This is a genomic window from Nocardia sp. NPDC003999 (genome assembly GCF_053604885.1).
Genome location: NZ_JBSGIB010000027.1, coordinates 35,592 through 50,924, shown reverse-complemented (window position 1 = coordinate 50,924; position 15,333 = coordinate 35,592). Strand labels below are relative to the sequence as shown.

The window sequence follows — 15,333 nt, the reverse complement described above, 5'->3', positions numbered from 1 at the left end:
AGGGCTTCGCCGAAAACAAGTCTGTTTGTTCGGGAATTGTCTCGGCATCCTGACACGGCGATCCAGGGAAGGGAGATCCGACGATGACAATGCCGTCGCACGCAGCCGTGCCACTGCATCTGGCCGGGAACAACGCGCCGGTCACCGAGGAATGCACCGTGGAACCAGCGGAGGTGATCGGAGAAATACCCGCAGACTTGAACGGAATGTTCGTGCGTAATGGTCCCAACCCACGGACCGGTTGGTCACCGCACTACTTCGCCGGGGACGGCATGGTCCACGCGGTCGCCTTGACGGAAGGACGCGCGCGCTGGTATCGCAACCGCTACGTGCGCACCCCGCTCTACCGCCACCCGGGCCGATCGCGCTTCGAACTCGGCTTCGACCCGGCGACCGCGACGATGGATTACCGGGTCACCACGGCCAACACTCACGTCGTCAGCCACGCGGGCCGACTTCTGGCGCTCGAGGAAGGCGGCTTCCCCTACCAGCTCACGCCGGAACTGGAGACCGTCGGACCGTTCACCTTCGACGGCGCGCTGCGAACGCCGATGACGGCGCACCCCAAGATCTGTCCGGAATCCGGCGAGTTGCTGTTCTTCGGTTACCGACTGCGCCCGCCGTATCTGACCTACCAACGTGTGTCACCCTCCGGCGAGCTGCTCCGGACCCAGCCGATCGAACTTCCGCGCGCCACGATGATGCACGACTTCGCCGTGACCCGGCACCATGTGGTCTTCATGGACCTGCCGGTCGTGTTCGACCAGGTCACCGCAGCGTGGCGCTGGGACGACGGACATCACGCGCGGTTCGGGGTGATGGCCCGCGCCGGTGGCCCGGTCCGCTGGTTCGACATCGAACCCTGCTATGTGTGGCATACCCTCAACGCCTTCGAGGCCGACGGCGCCATCACCCTCACCGGTACGCGGGTGGCAGCATTGTGGCGGGACGGCAGCGACGATATCGGCGGCGGGCTGCCACGCCTGCACCAGTGGCGCCTGCTGCTTGCCGAGGGCACCGTCACCGAACAGCAGGTGGACGACGCGGTGGTCGAGTATCCGCGCGTCGCCGACAGCACGGTCGGGCTCCACCACCGCTTCGGTTACCTGGTCAGCTTCTCGCTCGAAGCCGAACCGAGCCACTCCCGCATCTACCGCTACGACTTCGCCGACGGCGCCTCACGGCGCACTCACCGACTGCCGGAAGGGCGTACCTGTGGTGAGGCCGTGTTCGTCCCGCGCGCCCAGGCGACGGACGAAAACGACGGATACCTGATGAGTTTCGCCCACGATCGTCTTCACGGAAACGGCTACCTTCTGATTCTGGACGCCGCCGACCTCGCCAGCCCTCCCATCGCCGAAGTCCACCTGCCCGTCCGAATCCCCACCGGCTTCCACGGCAGTTGGATCCCCTCTTGACTCCATCTCCAGCTGTTGCGCCGACCGCCCGCGCGGTCTCCTCCAATCCGTGTGTCGAGGCAGCGCGGCGCGCAGGTGTGCGGCCGATGCCGCGGTGTCCGGGGCCGCCGTCGCGGACGGCGGGGAGCGTTCGATGCTCTACTGGTCCGACAACGCGGGCGGAGGCTCCCCGACGCCGATCTCGCGGCGTCGCGGTCACCGTAGGTGCTGGCCGAAGAACGTGAATACCCTCTGCCACGCGTCCGCGGCGACTTTCTCGTTCTCGCCGAACCCGAAGATGCGCGCCACCGCCTGCACGGGAGTGCGGTCGGCGAAGCTGTGGCCCGCGTCGGGGTAGGTCTTGACGTCGTGTGGAATCTTCTTCTGGGTCAACACTTCTTCGAGGCGCGGGCCGCTACCCCGGTTCATCGGATCGCGTCGGCCGAAGCTGGCGACTATGGGGCACGCGCCCTCGACGATTTCGGCGTACTTGCTCTGCAGGGGCGGTGGATAGAACGGCGCTGATGCGCCGAAACCCTTCGTAGAGGCGACGAGGGCGAACCCGCCGCCCGAGCAGAATCCGGCGATGCCGACTGCACCGGTGCAGTCGGACCTTTCTGCCAAGCATTTTCGTGCCGCCGCGATGTCGTCGAAGGTGCGGCCTTCATAGGCCATGAGATCGTTGAACATCGAGCGCATACAGCGGATCATCCCGCCGCGGGAGTACAGGTTGGGCACGATCGCCAGATAGCCGTTGCCGGCGATGCGACGCGCGATCTCCCGGTGGGGGTCGCGGAGCCCAAGGGCGTCGTGGATGACGACCACGCCAGGCCAAGGTCCCTCGCCGGACGGAATTTCGAGCACCGCGTCGATGGTTTCGTCGAGCGTCTGGATGCTGATGTCTGTCATGGCGCTCTGACTTCCTTCGGTGGGTCGGGGCGAGTTTGTCGGGACGTCGAGCGGTGGACATCCACACGGCCAGCTGAATGCGGTGTCGAGTCTGCTGCGCAAACTCCGATTATCCCAGTTCAGGAGCCTTTTCCAGGTCGACACGCCTGTGCTCGACCCAGCCGGTCGAACAGAAGCTACCTCACCGCCCGCACCATCGAACTCGAATTGAAACCAGCACTAAGTTATTGCGATCGTCGGCGCTTCCGGCTGTCGAACGTAGGGGTCCACCGCGGAAGGCAGGGGATGATGGGGCCATGGCAGTACCGACGCCGCCTCTGAAACCGATACGGCCTGTGAATCCGATGGAGCGCGTCGAGCCGAATCGGGCGGTCGGGGGCTGGGAGGTCCGGCCGCCGAGAAATCTTTCCGGTGGCGCGGGAGGGGCAAATCGCCGGGGCGCGGAGACCTGGCGCTGGATTTCGGTGACGCGATCGCTCACGGCGTCAGGACGATGCGACCGAAAACCTCTCCGGCGTCCATCTTCCGATGCGCCAGCTCGGCCTGCTCCAGCGGCAGCAATTCGTGCACTACCGCATCCAGTTCCCCGCGAGCCGCGGCGGCGAACTGCTCGGCGCGGATCGCTCGCTGGGCGGTGTGGTCGATGGTGTCGGCGCTGAAGGTTGCGAAGGAGAGCGACTTCTGGAACGCCGTCATCATCGTCATACCGAAATCGGCCGGTGGATAGCCCGCGACGATTCCCACGACCACCATGCGGCCGTTCGGCGCGAGTTTGCCGAGGAACGACGGGACGGCGGCGCCGGCGACGATGTCGATGATGACGTCGTAGTCCGCGCCGCCGGTCCCGGCGCGGTCCAACACCTGGGTGGCGCCGAGGGCGCGGAGCCGATCGGCTCTCTCCGGCGAGGAGGTCGTGACCGCGACCGCGGCGGCGCCGGCGCGAGCGGCGAGCTGCACGGCCGAGATTCCGATACTGCCGCCCGCTCCGCGCACCAGCACCGACTCGCCTGCGGCGAAGCGGGCGTGAGCGAGACCGAAGTGCGCCACGACTCCGGAGCTGCCCAGGGTGACCGCCGCGGCCGGAGACAGGTGCTCGGGCAGCGCGAGGATCTGCTCGACGGCGGCAACGGCATGTTCGACATATCCGCCGCCGACCCCGGTGAACGCCCACACCCGCCGCCCCACCCACGAGCGGTCGACACCCGCGCCGACCGCGGTCACGACCCCGGCGACCTCGCTGCCGGGGATGTGCCCCTCCCGGAAGCCGTAACCGCCGAGGGTGCCGCGCCGGATCACCGCGTCCACTCCACCGACGCCGATCGCCTCCGTGGTGACGAGCACCTGACCTGCGGCGGGCGACGGGATGCGAATGTCGGCCACTGCCATGCCGTCAGGGCTTCCGAAGGTCCGGATCTCGATGGCTTTCACTGGCTCTCCTCGTCTCCCGTCAGCCCCCCGAGCCGACGCTAACGGACGCATGCGTCCGCTTAGCTAAAGTGAGAGAGGTGGCCGACCGTTTGCCTCACACTCTGCGTTCGGATGCCAGGGACAACCGCGAACGCATCCTGGACGCCGCGCGGGCTCTGTTCGCCGCCGAGGGAATGACCGTGCCGATGCGCGATATCGCCCGCCATGCCCGGGTCGGGCCCGCGACGCTGTACCGGCACTTTCCGACCAAGGAGATCCTGGCAACCGCCGCGTTCGCCGGTGAGATGCGCGCCTGCCGCGCCCTCGTCGAGCAAGGACTGTCCGACCCGGATCCCTGGCATGGCTTCTGCCAGTTCATCGAGAACATCTGTGCGCTGCACGCCGACAACCGCGCCTTCACCGAGGCGTTCACCTCGACCTTTCCCGACGCAATCGACTTCGCCGCCGAACGTGCCGCTGCGCTACGGGCGGTCGGCGAACTGGCCCGCCGCGCCGAGAAGACCGGGCAGCTGCGACCCGACTTCGCAGTCGCCGACCTGAGCCTCATGCTCATGGCACACCGAGGAATCCGGGCCGGCTCGCAGACCCGGGTGGCGGCCTCGCGGCGCTTCGCCGCGCTCATGATCCAGGCGTTCCGCGCCTCGCCTGAGAACGGTCCGCTGTCGGCAATGCCGCGTGCGCGGTAAGGAGTCGCTTTCCGCCGCAACGCAACACCGCGGGACGGTGGCAGCGCGCTGTCGTGCCGGTCGGTCGACCGCGATCACAACCGCTCGGCCTGGTCGGGCGTTTCCTCGATGATGCGACGGTGCAGTTCGGTGGTCATGGCGTGGATGGCGCGGGTGAGTTCGGTGTTGGTCTTGAGTTCGAGCTCTTCCTCGGCGAAGTCGTGGTCGGCTTTGAGCTGCTGGAACTCGGCCGCTCGGTTCTGTCCGATCATCACGAACGTCGAGAGGAAGATGGCCTCGAGGGATACCACGAGAGTCAATGTCGGCCAAGGGCTTTCCTCGCAGAGGAGCATCCAGGCGGCGAATCCGGCCGCGTGGAGGTAGACGAACGGCATCGATCCGGCAAAGCGGGTGATCGAGTCCGCGAGGCGTAGTTGCCAGTTGTCGCGGCGGCGGGTGTGGAAGTCCACCACGACCGGGTGCTGGGCGGGATTCGGCGGCTGGGACATAGTGGGCTCCCCGGCAGGAGGATTGTGGGCGACGACGCCGGAATACTATCGGCCGCCGCCTGCACACCCTCCGACTCCGGCTACCTCTGCGGCAGCGGACGCATCCGTCGCCAGTGCTCGACACCGCTGTGCGCACCCATCGAACCGTCGATCGACGTGGATCAGCGAATGGCCGGCCTCACGAGAACGCGGCCCGGCACGGTGATTCAGTCGGCCGCGGTCAGCAGCGGCGCGAGTTGGCGCAGCGAGCCGAGATAGTCCGCATCCAATGCCTGCAGCGCAATGTGATCGGCACCAGCCTTCAGATGCTCGACCAGTTGCCCGGTGACCTCGACGGGCGTGCCGTGCACCGTGAGCACATCGATGAGACGGTCACTGCCCGGTTTGGTCACATCGTCCTCGGAGAAGCCGAGACGCCGCAGGTTCGAGACGTAATTGCGCAGGCCGAGATACATGTCCACCATCTGCCTGCCGACTTCGCGCGCCCGCTGCGGATCGTCGTCGAGCACGAGCTTCTGCTCCGCGACCAGCAGCGCGGAGCCGAGGATCCGGCGCGCCCGCGCGGTGTGCTCCGGCGGAGCCAGATACGGCAGCGCGCCTGCGGTGCGCTCGCGCGAGAGTTCGAGCACCTTCGGCCCGAGGGCCGCCAGTGCGATCCGCTCCTTCGGCACCCCGGCCTTGTCGAGCTCGTCGAGGTACTCCACCAGCGCGTCGTACGGTTTCTGATACGGCTTGTTGGCCTCCGGGTGCCCCACGCCGATACCGAGCAGGAAGCGGCCGGGGAATCGCTGTTCGATCCGGTGGAACGATTCGGCGACCGTATTAGCCGGTGCCGTCCAGATATTCACGATGCTGGTGGCGACGATCAACGTCTCCGTCGCCTCGAGCAACGACTCGACCACCGGCAAGTCGGCGGGCGGCGACCCACCGAGCCACAGCGCGCTGTAACCGAGACCCTCGAGTTCGGCGGCATCCGCGGGAGCGAATCCCCGGTAGCCGCGCCATACTCCGTACCGTCCGAGACCGTCGATCGCCATAAACGTCCGAACCTTCCTTTTGCCTCCGCTGGTCAGCGACCCGCCGCTGAAGGTATACCGTTTCGCGTCCCGGCCCACGCGGGCGTGGACGCCGGCGGGCGAAGATTTCCTCAGGAAAACGATAACGGTGCGGACGACCGGCGCCTACGACCCGGGTGCAGTCCGACCACTCGGCCGTGTCCCTGGTCCCGCGACAGCTCTGGATGAGTTCCGGATGCCGGCTCGGGGACGATCCGTCCGGCGGTCGGGCTGTCGCACACGCCGAACACCGGTCACGGTTCGTGCTCGGCGGTCGGATCAGTGCGCAGTATCGCGTGTCGCTCGATCCGGCAGGATCCCCGCTTGGACGAGTTCCTCGTAGATTCGCTGCTGCTCATCGTCGAGATTCGAGTACAGCATGGTGTACGCCAGCTCTTCCTCGGCGAGCACCGCGACCGGATCCCAGTCGTCTCCGAGCGCCGCCAAGACGGCGCTGCGCCGTCGTGCCTCGTCCAGCGTGAGGTCGTAAGCGAAATTATGGTCGGCCATTCGGCATCTCCAACCAGGTTCTTTCCAAAATGAATGGACGACGATGCCCAACCACACCTTTTGGCGCAATGATCTGCATCACGTTCTGTGATATGCCTTCGTCACATTCGATGTCCGTACATGCGCTGGACGGCGGAGTAGAGCGAATGATCGGAAGCGTATTCGGCCAGCGATTGATCCAGGCCCCGAATCCCGCTACCCGGCGCCCTCGCAACTGGACGCAACGCAAGCGGGCGGGTCATCCGGCTGCGCCGGGGCCCGGCAGTGTGTCGATGTCCTCCGCGTGCATCGGCTCGCCGCAGTGGGCGCAGCGCAGGTCGACGTCGCTGATCCGGCCGCACGCGTGGTGGCGGTAGAGTACCGGCGGGCCTTCCTGGCCCGAGAGCCATCTGTCACCCCAGCGGGTCATGACCATGAGCAGGTCCACCAGCTCGAGACCCTTCTTCGTGAGGTGGTACTCGTAGCGTGGCCGCTGGTCGTAAGGACGCCGGACGAGCACCCCCTGATCGACGAGGTGGTTCAGCCGCTCGGTCAGGACCTTGCGGGAGATTCCCAGGTCGGCCTGGATCTGGTCGAACCGATTGAGCCCGACCCACACATCCCGCAGGACCAGCGGCGACCACGGCTCCCCGATGACGTCGAGCGTCCGCGCGATCGAGCACGCCATCCCGCTGAAGTTCGTGCGCTGCATGGAAACAGCTTACCCATTGGGGTTCCTTCAGGGAACTGAAGGTGCTACGGTTCTGAAGTCTCTTGAAGGAACTCAGAGAGGAATGTGGAGATGAGCAAGGTTTTCAGCGCGTTGGCGGTATCGGTCGACGGATATATCACCGGCCGTGACCCCGGGGCCGGTCGCGGTCTCGGCGATGGAGGGACGCTGTTCGTCGTCAGCCACCCGCCCGCGCCGGAGATCTCCGACCGCCAAAACCTCGTCACCACCGGCATCGAGGACGCGATCGCGGCAGCCCGTGAGACCGCAGGCGACAAGGATGTCGCCCTCATGGGCGGCGGCGTCGTGACCGAGGCGTTGAAAGCGGGACTCGTCGACGAAGTGGTTCTGCATCAGGTGCCGGTCCTGCTCGGCGAGGGCAGGCCCTTCTTCCGGGCGCTGCCCGAGCAGGTGCGTCTGCGTCTGGTCGAAGCCGTTCCCGCGCCGGGAGTCACCCACCGCCACTACGAGATTCAGCGTTGACCCTTCGATATCGATACCGAGAACTCACGCCCAGGAGATGACAAGCATGCTCGACCCCGAAGTGCGCCGCGTGCTCGAAGGCACCTCGATCGCCCACCTCGCCAGCATCCTGCCCGACGGCGCACCCCACTCCGTCCCCGTCTGGACCGGCACCCACGGCGACCATATCGCGATCATCACCGGCCCCGGCTATCGCAAGACTCGCAACATGCGCCGCGACCCCCGGATCGCACTGTCCCTCACACCGGTCGACAACCCGCTCCGGCCGGTCGTCATCCGCGGCAGGGTCGTCGCATGGCTCGAAGGCGACGCCGCATGGGAGATCGTCGACCAAATCTCGACGAAATACACCGGCAACCCCTACTCGCGGCAAGAGGAGCGGTTCATCGCGCTCATCGAGCCGACCCGTCAAAGCATCGGCTGAAACCGCGGGGCTACACCCCGGCCGGATGTCCCTACCGTCCATCGCATCGGGGTAGTCGGTGGTTGTACAGCCGTCAGGGCGCATCCAACACACTTGCCGGAACCCCGTAGGGCAGGAACCGCACCCGACGGCGATCGTCGGTGTTGTCGCGATGCGCGCGCAAGGCCTCGAGTTCGCTCGGAAAGACCTGCTCGACCTTGGCCTCGCCGATGTCGTCGACTCTGTAGATCACCCACACCCCGCTGCCGGTCTCCCCGGTGGTCTCGCCCTCGGGTTTCGGTGGACGCGGCTGTTGTGGCTGGACGAACTGACCGAGCAGCGACGCCAGTGAACCGACGGTCGCGTGATCTACGCGATCCAGGTATACACCGGCTTTCCCGAGCAGGTCGCGGAGCTCGGTGCCCGCCCCACGCAGTGCGCGTTCGAAATCTTCCGGATCGATGCCGAAAGGCCCGTTGGTTGGCATCGCATGTGCTCCTGGGGACGAGTTGGGTGCTACGTCCTCAGTGTCCTCGCCGAACGCCGACTCCGCCACGTCGAACGGCTGCGGGTCCGGGTCGGGTGCCGTTCAGGGGCGGCTACCGCGGCATGACAGTTGTCATGCCCGACATGTGACGGTTGACAGATCCCGGACGGCTCTCGCGTTCGTAGATTCGATTCCTGTCCGGCCCGTTCTTACAGGAGTTGCCCACCATGATCGTCGACGACACCGTTTCCCCCGCCGCGCAGGTTGCCACTGGGCGTCCGGACCTGCGAAAACTGTTCGCCCCCGTGACGCGCGACATCCTGGTGCCGATAGCGGCCTACTTCGTGCTGCACGCGCTCGGCTGCTCCGATTTCATGGCGCTGCTTGCCGGGGCGCTGGCCTCCGCGGCGACCGTGCTCGTGGAGGTGGCGCGGAATCGCCGGATCGACCTGTTCGCCGGAATGGTCCTGGGCGGCTTCGTGATCGGACTGATCGGGTCGCTGCTCAGTGGCGACCCCCGCACGCTCATGGTGCAACAATCCGTGGTGACCGCCGGTATCGGCGTCACAATCCTCATCGGCCTGTTCTTCGGCAAACCGCTGACCTACTACGCCGCCCGCCGCGTCATGGCGACCGGCGACCTGGCCGTCATCGAGCACACCTACCGCACCAATGCGCTGGCCCGCCGCACCCACGTCCGCCTCTCGGCATTGTGGGGCGTGGGACTGGTCGTCGAGGCCGCGACCCGGATCGTGTTGGTCTACCGGCTGTCGGTGCCCACCATGGCGTGGTTGTCCACGGTGCTGCTGACGGCCACGTTGACGGTGCTGGTGGTCGTCACCGTCCGGATGGTCGAGCGGATGCGCAAGACGCTCAGGGGCTGACCGGCGCGGGGTCGGTGCGGCACCTTCGGCTGGTACTGATCCATTGTGTCGTTATCGTGGTGTGCGGCGAACCTTCGATCGTGCGACCAGTTCGGTGGTCACCGCTACCGCGGATGCTTGGGCCAGCAGCAGGCCGGTGAGAACCAGCATCTGTACCGCGGCGGCTTGCAGGGCTGAACCGCTGGCGAGCAGCACACCGATGAATGCGCCGGGCAGAGTGACCAATCCGACTGTGCGGGTCTGGTCGACGCCCGGTAGCAGCGCATCACCCGTACTCGGACGGACGACCTCGAGTCGTGCTTCGCGTTCGGTGAAGCCCAGGCTCATCGCCGCCTCCACTTCACCCCACCGTTGTTCGACCGTGTCGAGTGCTCGACGGGCGGCGAGCGATGTCGCGGTCATCGTCCCGCCCAGCACGATTCCGCCGATCGGGACCAACGCCACACCGGTGAGTGGGACCACGCCGCTGATCAGCATCAGTGGCACCACCACCCCGATTCCCGCCCCGAGCGCGACGGTGAGCCACATTCCCGACCAGCCGGCCGAGGACCGCTGCGCGGCGGTCGCCACCGCGGCGGCGAACATGACGGCCAGGACGAGCACCGCGGACCAGAGATGTGCCAGCGCCGCGGCCAGTACCAGCGCGACGATTCCGAGTTGTGCGGCGCCGCGGATCGCGGCGCGCGGAGCCACGGGAGTCGGTCCCAATCGCGCCACCCGATACCACGCGGCCGTCAGAGCCACCATCACCACGCACAGCACCGCCAGTTCGACGCCGGGCTCTACGGTCGCGTGCACCCGCGCCCCTTTCGTCTTCGCTCACGGCACCGGATTCGTTGCCTACGCTGTTGCGATTGTGCCGCCGACCGGCCTGGATCACACGAGTAGGTGATGGCGACGCCGCAATTGGCGCATGGTGCCGCCGGTGGCGGCGACCGGCTGTGCTGTCGTCGTCGTGGGGCTTCAGTCGATCTTGGCCATCACATGCTTGACACGGGTGTAGTCCTCCAGCCCGTACATCGACAGATCCTTGCCGTGTCCGGACGACTTGAACCCGCCGTGCGGCATCTCGGCGACCAGCGCGGTGTGGGTGTTGATCCACACGGAGCCGAAGTCGAGCGCGGCCGACACGCGGAGCGCCCTCGACACATCCTTGGTCCACACCGAGGAGGCCAGCCCGTATTCGACGCCGTTGGCCCACCGGATCGCCTCGTCTTCGTCGGTGAACGACTGCACGGTGATCACCGGGCCGAAGATCTCGTTCTGGCTCATCCGGTCATCCTGCAACAACCCCCCGATGACCGTCGGCTCGACGTAATACCCGTGGTCGCCCTGCCGGTGTCCACCGGCCACGACCGAAGCGTGATCGGGCACCTCGTCGAGGAAGCCGAGCACCCGCTGTAGTTGGTCGGCGTTGTTGACCGGTGGCACCCAGGCATCTTCGTCATCGGCGGCTTTGCCGAAAGTGGTTGTCGCGCCGCAGGCCTGCTCGGCCAGCGCCGCGGTCAGATCGTCGGCCACAGAGCCGTGACCGAGCACTCGGGTGGCCGCCGTGCAATCCTGCCCGGCGTTGAAATAGCCCGCGGCCGCGATACCCTGGGCGGCAGCAGCGATATCGGCGTCGGGGAACACGATCACCGGCGCTTTGCCGCCCAACTCCAAATGCGTGCGCTTCAGGTGGCTCCCGGCCGACTCCGCGACCGCACGGCCCGCGGCCACCGAACCGGTGATCGATACCATCTTCGGAGTCGGATGCGCGACCACCGCCGCACCGGTCGCCCGGTCACCGGCTACCACGTTGAGCACACCTGGCGGCAGGTGTTCGGAGGCCAGTTCGGCGAGCATCACCGTCGTCACCGGAGTGGTTTCGCTCGGCTTGATCACCACGGTATTGCCTGCCGCTATCGCGGGAACGAACTTCCAGATGGCCATCATCATCGGGTAATTCCACGGTGTCACCTGCCCGATGACGCCGATCGGCTCCCGGCGGATCCAGGATGTATGGCCCGCCAGGTACTCGCAGGCCGACTTGCCCTCGAGTACCCGTGCCGCTCCCGCGAAGAATCGGGTCTGGTCCAGCATCTGCGGGATCTCCGCGGCCGAGGTGATGTGGTTCGGCTTGCCGGTGTCGCGGCCCTCGGCCTCGACAAGCGCGTCGGCGGCATTCTCCAACTCGTCGGCGAAATCCAACAGCGCCTTCTGGCGTTGCGCCGGCGTCGTCCGCTTCCAGTCGCGGAACGCTCTGGCGGCCGCTGCGTACGCGTTGTCGATGTCCTGTTCGTCGGACACCGGGGCGGTACCGTACCGATCGCCGGTAGCGGGGTCGACCAGTGCCATCGTCGCACCACCGACCGAGTCGACGAGCTTGCCGTCGATGAAGTTCTGAACCACTGTCATGATGCCTCCTCGATCGCTCTGTTCTGTCGACGATTCGTTGGCGTGGGACGGTCGGTCGACTCGGCATCTGGTCGCCATCGTCGGGCTATCAATTATCGTCGATATTTGATATATCGATATCGAATGAATCGATTTTACTCCTCTCGCGACTGCCGAGGACTATGCTGCTGGAGTCCTGCTTATCCGCGCCGAACAGCGTCATTTCATCCGATTGCGACGAATTCCGCCTCGCTAAGAATATTGTCGTTCCAGATGTCGGAAAAGTTGTGCACCGCCTTCACCCCCCCGCCGACCGGCGTTGCCGCCGCCCATCGGGATATCGAATCATGGCTCGGGGCCCGTCTGGCCACGAAGGCGGCGGCGAATTCGATTGGGTTGGTGGAATGCGGCGGCGATTCTGCGGCAGATGAGATTCGTCAACGCGAAGTGTCCCAGGCGGCCCGGCGGGGAAGGCGGATGGGCATCGGGGCGGGAGCGCCCCGATGACGCAACGAGTTATCCGTTGTATTCGCTGACGACGTCGACGACCCAGACCACACCGAAACGGTCCCGCAGCATCCCGTAGGCGGTCGCCCAGCTCGCCGGGCCCATCGGAATCACCACGGTGGCGCCCGCGGTGAGTTTCTCCCAGTAGTCCGACACCTCGTCGACGGTCTCTCCGCGCACGGAGACAAAGAACCCGTTCTCTCCAGGGTGGTAGTCCATCGACGAGGGCACGTCGTAGGCCATGACGTGGAACCCGCTGTCGGCCTGTACCTGGCCCCACATGATCTGGTCGGCCTCGGACTCGTCACGGACAGCTCCGGCGTCTCCGTAGGTGACGACGGCGAGGTGGCCGCCGAAAACGGACTGGTAGAACGCCAGCGCGGCGCGGGCGTCACCGCGGAAGTTCAGGTGGGTGGTGGTTGTGAGGGACAAGGTTGCTCCTGATTCGGCTCGATGGCTGACGTGAGCAACGTTCGCAAGGGTAGTGGCCAGGTTGTGTCCTCTACTTCGGGCAGGATGACAAACATGCCGAAAACTTCCGTGCGACTGCTGGCACTGCTGTCCCTGCTCCAGGCGCGCCGGGACTGGCCGGGAATGCTGCTGGCTCAGCGGCTGGAAGTCAGCCCGCGCACGGTACGCCGTGACGTGGACCGGCTGCGTCAACTCGGCTATCCGATCGTCACCAGCAAAGGCCCGGACGGGGGATACCGGCTCGGCGCGGGTACACAACTGCCACCGCTGCTGTTCGACGACGAGCAGGCCGTCGCCCTGGCCGTCGCACTGCAGATCGCCACCACCGCCGGCGCCGGTATCGAAGAATCCGCGGCGCGAGCGCTGACCACCATCCGTCAGGTCATGCCCGCGCGGCTACGCCACCGCATGGACACTCTTCGGATCACCGCTGTCGCACCGCCCGCCGACCAGTCCGCACCCGAGGTCGGCACGGAGGTTCTCACGGCGATCGGCGCCGCCATCAATGCCCGCGAAGTACTGCGTTTCGACTACAACGGCGCGTCCGCACCGCTTGCCGCCGCGCACCCGCCGCGTCGAGTGCAGCCCCACCATCTCGTCACGTGGGGAGGGCGCTGGTACCTCGTGGCGTGGGACCTCGACCGTGACGACTGGCGGACGTTTCGAGCCGACCGGATCACCCCGCGCATCCCCACCGGCCCCCGCTTCGTTCCGCGCGAACTCCCTGCGGGAGATGTGGCCACCTTCGTGAGCAGCAGGTTTCGCGGTTCGGACGCGAACGGCGGATGGCCCTGCCGCGGTGCGGTCATCCTGCACCTGCCCGCCACCGAGATCGCACCGTTCCTCCACGACGGAGTGGTCGAGGCGCTCGGTCCCGACCGCTGCCGAATCGTCCTGGGCTCGTGGTCGTGGCCCGCGCTCGCAAGCTCTGTCGGCAGGTTCGACGCTGACATCGAGGTCATCGGCCCGCCCGAACTCACCGCCGCTTTCGCCCACCTGGCCCGCCGCTACACCGACGCAGCGAACAGCGGACCCGGCCGGCAGGTGTGCGGGTGAGTCGTTGTCCGGCGGCGCACTCGAATCAGCACGGAACCGCGTCGGGCCCGAACCGATCGCCGGGATCGAACACACCGAGCAGCCGTATACCTGACGAGCAGGTGCGATATACGAGAGGGTGTTGCCTTCGGCTGAACAATCACGCAGGTGGTCGGCAACCGTAACTTTGCGGCATTCGATACCACGGGCGCGGGCAGACCCTGGCGCACGCGGAACACCGGATAGGCCGAGCTTCATTGACCACCAGCTTATTGCCGACGAATGTATGCACGATAAGAGACTTCGAATGGCCGGCGTCAACCAAACCGGTGAAGACGAAGTCGTACATGGTGAGGCGTCTTCCGCATTCGCAGACGATTTTTTGGAGGTAGTACTCGTCGCCGGCGAGCATGCCCTCTCGCAGGTCGAGGATCCGCTCCATCCGTGCGATGTCGCCGTCATCTGATTTGGTCGACTTCGTATCGTCTCTGAGTTCGGCAACACTCGGTCCCGATTGTTCGAATTTCTCGCGGGACAGCGAAACGACTCGATCGTAGTCAGCCATTACCGTCCTCCAGGTTCTGGGAGCCATCCCCTCGGCTGCGGTGTCCGGAGGCCGAGTGTAGCCGCCGTTGGATTCGTGGGCCGCATTCGCTCTGCGTTCTCGATGGCGTGTCGCTGCGCGCGGAATTCGAGATGATTTCCGAGTCGACCCCCGGTGGCGCCGTGCACTGGCGCGGGGTGCCGACCGCCGCTCACCGCAGACAGCCGACAGAGTCACTGGGCGGCGGTGGGTGGAGACAGCGCGAGGTTCGGGGGTAGGTCCCGACCGGACGGTTGCCGACTACGCAGATCGTCCGCAGCTCGCTGTGAGCAGTAGGGGGCTCTGTCTCGTTCGGAGGAGCCAGGCGGCTGCGATCGCGCCCGTACCGACGTGATTCTTCGGTCGATGGGCGGGGTAGCCCAAAGGCACGGAATCTTCTGACGCGAGGCTCGCGGGAACACCGTGGCCTCGGGATCTAGCGGATGGTGAGGACGACGGATCATGACCGGTTTGAGCGAGGGTGTCTATCGGATCGTCAATGTCGGCGCCGGTTGTGTGCTGGCGCTCGACAGCGCTGATCAGGTGACGGTGGTGGCGGAGCCAGGTGTCGAGGACGGCTGGCAGCATTGGCTGTTGTCCAGAGCGCCGGAATTCGGCGAGGGAATTTGGTATATCGGCAGCGGACGCACCGGCACCAGGCTTGGACTCGGCGACGGGGTGGTGAGCGAGGGAACCCACCTCGAGTGCAGTGGGACGCCGATGGGGTGGCAGATCACCGCCGAGGAAGCCCACCCCGACTGTTACCGCATCGCTGTCTGGGCCGCCTGCGAGTTCGTCCTCGACCTGCCCGGTCACGACGGTGACATCGGCCCCGAGCAGATCGGGCTCGCGCGATCCGCGCCGATCAGCCGCACCCAGCAGTGGCAATTCCAGCACACCTGATCATCCGCCGGACGGCGGA

At 66.4% G+C, this 15,333-nt stretch carries 18 protein-coding genes; 7 read left to right on the top strand and 11 right to left on the bottom strand.

Features of this window, described 5'->3' with window-relative positions; translation table 11 throughout:
• The first annotated feature begins 83 nt into the window (after positions 1–83).
• A complete protein-coding gene (locus ACWESM_RS32900) occupies positions 84–1,418 on the top strand; it encodes a carotenoid oxygenase family protein (protein WP_452495088.1) in 1,335 nt (444 codons plus the stop codon).
• A 195-nt stretch (positions 1,419–1,613) separates the two neighbouring features.
• Here ACWESM_RS32900 and ACWESM_RS32895 read toward each other — a convergent pair whose 3' ends face one another.
• The gene (locus ACWESM_RS32895) at positions 1,614–2,306 is read right to left on the bottom strand and encodes a dienelactone hydrolase family protein (RefSeq protein ID WP_356967498.1); all 693 of its coding nucleotides are present in this window, start codon (positions 2,304–2,306) and stop codon (positions 1,614–1,616) included.
• A gap of 477 nt (positions 2,307–2,783) precedes the next feature.
• Complete coding sequence (locus ACWESM_RS32890; protein WP_364433768.1) at positions 2,784–3,734, bottom strand: zinc-binding dehydrogenase; 951 nt, start codon at positions 3,732–3,734, stop codon at positions 2,784–2,786.
• Between the two features lie 77 nt (positions 3,735–3,811).
• Here ACWESM_RS32890 and ACWESM_RS32885 point away from each other — a divergent pair, with 77 nt between their 5' ends.
• Positions 3,812–4,420, top strand: a complete 609-nt coding sequence (locus ACWESM_RS32885; protein ID WP_355074295.1) for a TetR/AcrR family transcriptional regulator — start codon at positions 3,812–3,814, stop codon at positions 4,418–4,420.
• 74 nt (positions 4,421–4,494) lie between these two features.
• On the opposite strand, the gene ACWESM_RS32880 is transcribed toward ACWESM_RS32885, so the two are convergent.
• The 4 genes from ACWESM_RS32880 to ACWESM_RS32865 all read right to left on the bottom strand — a co-directional run bounded on the left by ACWESM_RS32880 (position 4,495) and on the right by ACWESM_RS32865 (position 7,164).
• Positions 4,495–4,908, bottom strand: a complete 414-nt coding sequence (locus ACWESM_RS32880) for a DUF1003 domain-containing protein (protein WP_364433762.1) — start codon at positions 4,906–4,908, stop codon at positions 4,495–4,497.
• A gap of 206 nt (positions 4,909–5,114) precedes the next feature.
• Positions 5,115–5,945 carry an LLM class F420-dependent oxidoreductase gene (locus ACWESM_RS32875; protein ID WP_355074294.1) on the bottom strand — a complete coding sequence of 277 codons (831 nt, stop codon included), beginning with the start codon at positions 5,943–5,945 and terminating at the stop codon, positions 5,115–5,117.
• 297 nt (positions 5,946–6,242) lie between these two features.
• The gene (locus ACWESM_RS32870) at positions 6,243–6,473 is read right to left on the bottom strand and encodes a DUF6400 family protein (RefSeq protein ID WP_355074292.1); all 231 of its coding nucleotides are present in this window, start codon (positions 6,471–6,473) and stop codon (positions 6,243–6,245) included.
• A 238-nt stretch (positions 6,474–6,711) separates the two neighbouring features.
• A complete protein-coding gene (locus ACWESM_RS32865; RefSeq protein ID WP_355074290.1) occupies positions 6,712–7,164 on the bottom strand; it encodes a winged helix-turn-helix transcriptional regulator in 453 nt (150 codons plus the stop codon).
• A 90-nt stretch (positions 7,165–7,254) separates the two neighbouring features.
• Between ACWESM_RS32865 and ACWESM_RS32860 the strand changes: the two genes are divergently transcribed.
• Both ACWESM_RS32860 and ACWESM_RS32855 read left to right on the top strand, forming a co-directional pair.
• The gene (locus ACWESM_RS32860; RefSeq protein ID WP_397280910.1) at positions 7,255–7,665 is read left to right on the top strand and encodes a dihydrofolate reductase family protein; all 411 of its coding nucleotides are present in this window, start codon (positions 7,255–7,257) and stop codon (positions 7,663–7,665) included.
• Positions 7,666–7,711: 46 nt separating this feature from the next.
• A complete protein-coding gene (locus tag ACWESM_RS32855) occupies positions 7,712–8,089 on the top strand; it encodes a PPOX class F420-dependent oxidoreductase (protein ID WP_356967487.1) in 378 nt (125 codons plus the stop codon).
• Positions 8,090–8,162: 73 nt separating this feature from the next.
• Here ACWESM_RS32855 and ACWESM_RS32850 read toward each other — a convergent pair whose 3' ends face one another.
• The gene (locus ACWESM_RS32850; protein WP_355074285.1) at positions 8,163–8,555 is read right to left on the bottom strand and encodes a hypothetical protein; all 393 of its coding nucleotides are present in this window, start codon (positions 8,553–8,555) and stop codon (positions 8,163–8,165) included.
• A gap of 227 nt (positions 8,556–8,782) precedes the next feature.
• On the opposite strand from ACWESM_RS32850, the gene ACWESM_RS32845 reads away from it, so the two are divergent.
• On the top strand, positions 8,783–9,439 hold the full coding sequence (locus ACWESM_RS32845) for a VC0807 family protein (RefSeq protein ID WP_452495086.1): 657 nt from the start codon (positions 8,783–8,785) through the stop codon (positions 9,437–9,439).
• A gap of 51 nt (positions 9,440–9,490) precedes the next feature.
• Here ACWESM_RS32845 and ACWESM_RS32840 read toward each other — a convergent pair whose 3' ends face one another.
• From ACWESM_RS32840 to ACWESM_RS32830, 3 genes are all read right to left on the bottom strand, one after another.
• Positions 9,491–10,237: an ABC transporter permease gene (locus ACWESM_RS32840; RefSeq protein ID WP_356967482.1), complete on the bottom strand. Its 747-nt coding sequence runs from the start codon at positions 10,235–10,237 to the stop codon at positions 9,491–9,493.
• A gap of 165 nt (positions 10,238–10,402) precedes the next feature.
• Positions 10,403–11,836, bottom strand: a complete 1,434-nt coding sequence (locus ACWESM_RS32835; RefSeq protein WP_364433744.1) for an aminobutyraldehyde dehydrogenase — start codon at positions 11,834–11,836, stop codon at positions 10,403–10,405.
• 495 nt (positions 11,837–12,331) lie between these two features.
• A complete protein-coding gene (locus tag ACWESM_RS32830) occupies positions 12,332–12,754 on the bottom strand; it encodes a VOC family protein (protein WP_364433741.1) in 423 nt (140 codons plus the stop codon).
• Between the two features lie 93 nt (positions 12,755–12,847).
• On the opposite strand from ACWESM_RS32830, the gene ACWESM_RS32825 reads away from it, so the two are divergent.
• The gene (locus ACWESM_RS32825) at positions 12,848–13,849 is read left to right on the top strand and encodes a helix-turn-helix transcriptional regulator (protein ID WP_364433738.1); all 1,002 of its coding nucleotides are present in this window, start codon (positions 12,848–12,850) and stop codon (positions 13,847–13,849) included.
• A gap of 139 nt (positions 13,850–13,988) precedes the next feature.
• Here ACWESM_RS32825 and ACWESM_RS32820 read toward each other — a convergent pair whose 3' ends face one another.
• Complete coding sequence (locus tag ACWESM_RS32820; RefSeq protein ID WP_452495083.1) at positions 13,989–14,393, bottom strand: hypothetical protein; 405 nt, start codon at positions 14,391–14,393, stop codon at positions 13,989–13,991.
• A gap of 480 nt (positions 14,394–14,873) precedes the next feature.
• Here ACWESM_RS32820 and ACWESM_RS32815 point away from each other — a divergent pair, with 480 nt between their 5' ends.
• The gene (locus tag ACWESM_RS32815) at positions 14,874–15,314 is read left to right on the top strand and encodes an RICIN domain-containing protein (protein WP_364433732.1); all 441 of its coding nucleotides are present in this window, start codon (positions 14,874–14,876) and stop codon (positions 15,312–15,314) included.
• Positions 15,315–15,333 lie beyond the last annotated feature (19 nt).